Annotated in this window: 5 protein-coding genes and 1 pseudogene; 5 read left to right on the top strand and 1 reads right to left on the bottom strand. The window is 66.0% G+C overall.

The annotated features are described in order from the left end of the window. The 3 genes from A9W95_RS16520 to A9W95_RS16510 all read left to right on the top strand — a co-directional run. On the top strand, positions 1-475 hold a 475-nt coding region (locus A9W95_RS16520), incomplete at its 5' end, for an acyl-CoA dehydrogenase family protein (RefSeq protein WP_256388903.1). Continuing rightward, a complete protein-coding gene (locus A9W95_RS16515; RefSeq protein ID WP_067414841.1) occupies positions 462-1,550 on the top strand; it encodes an acyl-CoA dehydrogenase family protein in 1,089 nt (362 codons plus the stop codon). The genes A9W95_RS16520 and A9W95_RS16515, both read left to right, overlap by 14 nt. Before the next feature lies 1 nt (position 1,551). Further along, positions 1,552-2,319, top strand: coding sequence for an enoyl-CoA hydratase/isomerase family protein (locus A9W95_RS16510; RefSeq protein WP_067414839.1), 768 nt, complete (start codon positions 1,552-1,554; stop codon positions 2,317-2,319). Positions 2,320-2,323: 4 nt separating this feature from the next. Here A9W95_RS16510 and A9W95_RS16505 read toward each other — a convergent pair whose 3' ends face one another. Further along, complete coding sequence (locus A9W95_RS16505) at positions 2,324-3,199, bottom strand: proline iminopeptidase-family hydrolase (protein WP_067414835.1); 876 nt, start codon at positions 3,197-3,199, stop codon at positions 2,324-2,326. A gap of 125 nt (positions 3,200-3,324) precedes the next feature. Here A9W95_RS16505 and A9W95_RS16500 point away from each other — a divergent pair, with 125 nt between their 5' ends. Together A9W95_RS16500 and A9W95_RS28035 are read left to right on the top strand one after the other, a co-directional pair. Then, positions 3,325-4,464: a thiolase family protein gene (locus tag A9W95_RS16500; protein ID WP_067414844.1), complete on the top strand. Its 1,140-nt coding sequence runs from the start codon at positions 3,325-3,327 to the stop codon at positions 4,462-4,464. Between the two features lies 1 nt (position 4,465). Further along, positions 4,466-4,588, top strand: a pseudogene (locus A9W95_RS28035) (methylmalonyl Co-A mutase-associated GTPase MeaB); the annotation flags it as partial.

Genomic DNA, 4,588 nt, shown 5'->3' with positions numbered 1-4,588 from the left:
GGTCGGCACGCCGGTCCCGGTCGGGGAGCTGTCGCCCGAGGTGGCGCTGCGCTGGCACGCGCTGGCGCTGGTCGCCACGGCTGCCGATCTGGTGGGTGATGCCCGGGGCGCGCACGCCCTCGCCTGTGACTACGCCAAGATCCGCGAGCAATACGGCAAACAGATCGGTTCCTACCAAGCCGTCGCCCACTTGCTGGCCGAAAGCCTTGCGCTCATTGAAGGTTCAATCAGTATCTTGCGCCATGCCGCCTGGGCGGTCGACGAACTCGACCCAGACGAAGCCGTCCGAGCCGCTCAGGTGGCGAAGGTCTATTGTGCGCGTGCTACCAGAACCGTGTGCGAGACGGCGGTGCAGGTGCACGGAGGCATCGGCAACACCTGGGATTGTCTGGTGCATGTCTATCTACGTCGCGCCTTGACGTCGACCGAGCTGTGGCCGGTATCGCTGAAGGAGATCGACTTTGGACTTTCGTGATTCGCCGCAAGAAGCCGCCTTCCGGGAACGGTTGCGCGCTTGGCTGTCTCGGCACGCCGCGGACTTCTCCGGATCCGGTGACGACTATTGGGCGCGACAGGCGCAGTGGCACCAGGCGTTGTACCGGGAAGGATTCTTCGGGTTGTCGTGGCCCCGCGACTACGGCGGCCAGGAACTGCCTCCGGTTTACGACGTCATCGTCGACGAAGAGCTGGCGCGGGCGGGGGCACCGCCGCGGCCCAGCGTCGGCTACTTGGTGTACGGGATCGGCCGGCATGGTAGCGATGAACTGCGACAACGCTTCCTGCCGGGCATCATCGACGGCAGCCAGCGTTGGTGCCAAGGCTTCAGTGAGCCCGGCGCCGGCTCGGATCTCGCGTCACTGACCACGACCGCCACCCGCGACGGGGACAACTATGTGGTGCACGGGCACAAGATCTGGACGAGCTACTCCGATGTGGCCGACTGGTGTCTGCTGTTGGCGCGCACCGATCCGCAAGCCAAACGACACCGCGGCTTGTCGGCCTTCGTCATCGCCATGAAACAGCCTGGTGTGCAACAACATCCGTTGCGGATGATCAACGGCGTCACCAACGAATTCGGTCAGGTCTTCTTCGACGGTGCCACCGTCCCGGCGGACCGGATGGTCGGTGCGCCGGGTGACGGGTGGGCAGTGGCCATGACCGTCGTCGGACATGAGCGTGAGCCCGCCACCCTGGGCTACGCCGCCCGCTACACCAAGTTGGTGCGAAACCTGTTGCAACGCAGCGACAGGGCTGCCCAAGAAGACGTCGCGTGGGCGGCCGTGCAAGCCGAGATGCTCACTCATCACGTGCGCCGGAGGCTGTCCGAACAACTCGACGGCGTCTCGCACGGACCGGAGGGATCACTGGACAAGCTGCTCATGACCTGGGTCGAGCAGTCCGTCGGGCATGCCGCATTGGGCGTCGGCGGCACCCGCGATCCCGAACTGCTCAGCGCCTACCTGTACAGCCGCGCTCAGAGCGTGATGGGTGGAACGTCGCAGATACAGAAGAACATCATCGCTTCGCGGATCTTGGGATTGGGGGTCTGACATGTACGACATGCCAGCAGAAATCGACGTGCGCGCCGAAGGCGGGTTGCGGATCATCACGCTGAACCGCCCGGACGACCTCAACGCGGTCAACGACAATCTGCACGTCGGCCTGGCCCGGCTGTGGCAGCGGCTCACTGACGATCCCTCCGCACGCGCGGCGGTGCTGACCGGCAATGGCCGAGCGTTCTCGGCCGGCGGTGATTTCGCCTATCTCGCCGAATTGGCCGAAGACGCCGACCTGCGCGCCAAGACCATCAGGGACGGCCGCGAGATCGTGCTGGGCATGGCCCGCTGCCGAATCCCGGTGATAGCGGCCGTCAACGGTCCAGCTGTCGGCCTGGGTTGCAGCCTGGTTGCGCTGAGCGACATCGTCTACATCGCCGAAGACGCCTTCCTCGCCGACCCGCACGTGCAGGTGGGGCTCGTGGCCGCCGATGGCGGACCGCTGACGTGGCCACTGCACATCAGTCTGATGCTCGCCAAAGAATATGCGTTGACCGGCACGAAGATCGGCGCCGCCCGCGCCGTCGAGCTCGGGCTGGCCAATCATGTGGCCGCCGACCCCCTGGCCGAGGCGACGGCCTGCGCCCAACGCATCATGACCTTGCCGCAACAGGCCGTCGAAAGCACCAAGCGGTTGCTCAACATTCACCTGGAGCGGGCCGTGCTGGCGAGCCTGGACTACGCGCTGTCGGCCGAACATCAGTCCTTCACCACCGACGACTTTCGGTCGATAGTGGACAAGCTGAACGCGGGCAAGAACTAACGGCTCAGTCGTGCTCGCGCAGAAACTGCCGCATCACGTGATCGAACCGGTCCGGTTCCTCGACGAACGGCATATGCGAGCTCGCCTCGAAGAACTCGAACCGCGATCCGGCAATGCGTCGATGCATGTCCCGCATCTCCTCAGGTGAACACTCGTCGTAGCGGCCGGCCAATAACAGTGTCGGAACGGTGATCTCGTGCAGGCGGCCGATTACCTCCCAGTCGCGGACCGTTCCGGTGATGCGAAAGTCGCTCGGCCCGAACATCGTCTCGAAGATCTCGACGCCCATCTGCCGGAAGGCGCCCTCGAGTTCGGCGGGCCACGGCCGCTTTCGGCACAGGTAAGTCTGGTTCCACGTCCTGATCGCCGCCTGATACTCGGCGGAATGCGTCGTGCCGGCGGATTCGTGGCGGTCGATGGCGGCCTGCGTTGCCGCATCCAACTCCAACTTCAACCGCTCTACGTTCTTGGCGAACAACGGTATCGAGGCTGTGCTGTTGGAGATGACGAAACTCGCGACCGGTGACGGCACGTCCAGCACGTACTGCTGGGCGAGCATCCCGCCCCACGAGTTGCCGAAGAGGTGATAGCGGTGCAGGTCCAGACCCCGCACCACGGCGTCCATCTCCGCGACCGAGCGTTGCATCGTCCACAGTGCGGTGTCAGACGGGCGATCGGACCGCCCGCAGCCCAACTGATCCCAGTAGATGACCTCGCGTTCGTCGGCCAACCGTTGCAGCGCGTCCAGATAGTCGTGGGGCAGCCCCGGCCCGCCGTGCACGACGAGCAGTGGGAGGCCGGCACCCTGGCCACGGGGTCCTACCCGCCGGAACCAGACATTGCCACCCGGGACCGCAATGGTTCCCTCCGATTGCGTCACAGCAGCAGTCTAGGGAGCCGCCGCGACCGACTCTCCTTGCAACTCGTACTCTCTAGCTGAGAGAATAGTGTTCTCATGTCTGCGCGGATGGCTCTCGAGCCCCGCACACCGAAGTGGAGATACCCGTGCCTGAAGCCGTGATCGTGTCCGCCCTGCGCACCCCGATCGGGACCGCCCGGAAAGGAACGTTGCGCGACACCAGCGCATTCGACCTGGCCCATCACCTGGTAAGCGAAGCCGCGACAGACCTCGACGCCGCTCAGGTCGACGACGTGATCCTGGGCGAAGGCATGTACGGCGGCGGGGTGGTGGCCCGCCACGCGGCCATCACCGCGGGCCTCAACCAGGTACCCGGGCTGGCCAACAATCGGCACTGCGCAGCCGGGCAGGCGGCGGTGCAGAGTGCTGCGGCCAGCATCCGGGCCGGGATGGACGAACTCGTCATCGCCGGGGGAGTGAACTCGGCCTCCACGTCACCGCGGTCGAAGATGAACGTCGACGGCGAATGGGTCGACTGGTTCCCCCCGACGCACCCCGACCGGCCCGACGCCCCGAATATGGACATGTCCATCACCGTGGGTTGGAACGCCGCGGTCAAAGCCGGTGTCAGCCGGGAGGAAATGGACGCATGGGCGCTGCGTTCGCATCAACATGCGATCGCCGCGATCGACGAAGGCCGCTTCAAGGAGGAGATCGTTCCCATCGAGACGCCGCACGGTGTGTTCGCGGTTGACGAGCATCCGCGCCGCAACACCAGCATGGAGAAACTGGCCTCGCTCAAGCCGTTGCACCCCGAGATCGAGGGCTTCTCCATCACCGCTGGCAACGCGTGCGGCGCCAACGACGGTGCCGCGGTATTGACCATCGCCAGCGACCGGTTGGGCCTGCCCGCGCTGGCGACGGTGCGGGCGTGGGCGTCGGTCGGTGTGGACCCGGCGCTGACCGGACTGGCGCCGGTCGATGCCATCCCGAAAGCCCTTAAGCGCGCCGGGCTTTCGGTCAGCGACGTGGACCTGTTCGAAATCAACGAGGCGTTTGCCTCCATGTGTGTGGCGACCATCAAGATGCTCGAGCTGGACCCGGAACGGGTCAACGTCAGCGGCAGCGGCTGCTCGCTGGGCCACCCGGTCGCGGCGACCGGTGCGCGCATGTTGGTGACGCTGGTGCACGAATTGCGCCGCCGCGGCGGAGGTGTGGGCGTCGCTGCCATGTGCGCGGGTGGCGGCATGGGATCCGCGACGGTCATAGAGGTCCCGGCTCCGTGACATGACCACCGCCGACCTTCTTGCCGGCGCGCGCAACGGGTCGCAGCGCGCGGCGGGTCGGTTGCTCAGCCTGATCGAAGGGGACCGCCGCGACGAGATACTGGCCGAGATCGGCACGGACGCG

Source organism: Mycobacterium sp. 1423905.2, assembly GCF_001673155.1.
Taxonomy (GTDB): domain Bacteria; phylum Actinomycetota; class Actinomycetes; order Mycobacteriales; family Mycobacteriaceae; genus Mycobacterium.
This window is presented reverse-complemented; position numbering and strand designations above follow the sequence as displayed.